The organism is Sphingobacterium populi, assembly GCF_001586775.1.
Classification (GTDB): domain Bacteria; phylum Bacteroidota; class Bacteroidia; order Sphingobacteriales; family Sphingobacteriaceae; genus Sphingobacterium; species Sphingobacterium populi.
In genome coordinates this window covers 1-1,111 of record NZ_LQXS01000018.1, presented here as the reverse complement: position 1 = coordinate 1,111, position 1,111 = coordinate 1, and the positions used below count along the sequence as shown (strand labels likewise).

Below are 1,111 nucleotides of genomic sequence, written 5' to 3'. Positions count from 1 at the left end.
TAAGTAACCTTACCGGACCCTCGCCGCCAACTCCGATTGCGTAGCTATTATAAACGGAGCGATCAGCCGCAGCAGGCAGATTTCCTCTAAAACCATTATCTAATGTAACGTAATCTCCCGTAGGGCGCGTCACATAAAGGGGTAAACGTGGATCACTTAAGCCTTGAAGCCGGTTGACAAATCGCGTACTGATTAATAACTCATTTTGAAATAAAGAGTTACGCGTTAGCGTCCATAAAGGCGCCTGGCTGCCGACTTGTCCACCAAAGCGAACTGCAAGATTCTGATCATTGGCAGTAATGTACATATTACGATCCAAAACCTCCTGAATAACCTGGGTAGCCACCTGAGGCTCTACGCTACTAATCTGTAGGGCCAATCGCAGCAGCAAGGAATTTCCTGCACGTTTCCACTTAGCTAAATCGCCACCATAAACAATATCATCGCTTCCGATGGTTAAGATGCTCTCCCTATCCAGATCTGCCAAACCTTCTCGTACAAGATCAAACAAACTTTGGATACCTTCGGCTTCATTGCCTAAATAAATATCCCGCTGGCTATCTAGGCGAGGTGTTGTTAACTCCATATCACCTAATAGGGCTTCTGAATACGGTACGTCGCCCCAAGCATCGGTAGCCATCGCAAAGGTAAAAGCCATCATGATCTTACCCACGCCGGCATATACCGGGCTATTAGCCCTAACGCCCGCTTCAGCCATCCTTTTGTAATTGATCAACGCGCCACCGTAAATCTCAAAACTCCACTGGTTTCCAAAATTAGCTCCAGACACTTCGTAGATATCGTAGCTTGCAGGACTTCCACTCACACCTGCTGTCACACTCATAATAGTGGAAGCAAAGCGATTAAGTTCGTTGGAGTTGGCAAAAGCTGTGCCCGCCAAGCCAACTGGAAGCAAGGTCGCAGCCGGCACCTCAAGAGGATTGTTGGGCGTATCATTTACGTCCAAAAATTTATTACAAGACGCAGCCGACAATGCTAAAGCAACGATCGACAGCTTAAATATTTTATGTTTTATCATTTTCATGTTTATTCAAATTAAAATGACGCTCGTAGATTGAATCCATAATTTCTCGTCGTAGGCACGCCGTTC

Annotated in this window: 1 protein-coding gene; it reads right to left on the bottom strand. The window is 45.9% G+C overall.

Annotated elements, in window-relative coordinates; genetic code table 11:
• Positions 1–1,045: SusD/RagB family nutrient-binding outer membrane lipoprotein (locus A0125_RS15185; protein WP_066758301.1), on the bottom strand; the 1,045-nt coding region annotated here is incomplete at its 3' end.
• Positions 1,046–1,111 lie beyond the last annotated feature (66 nt).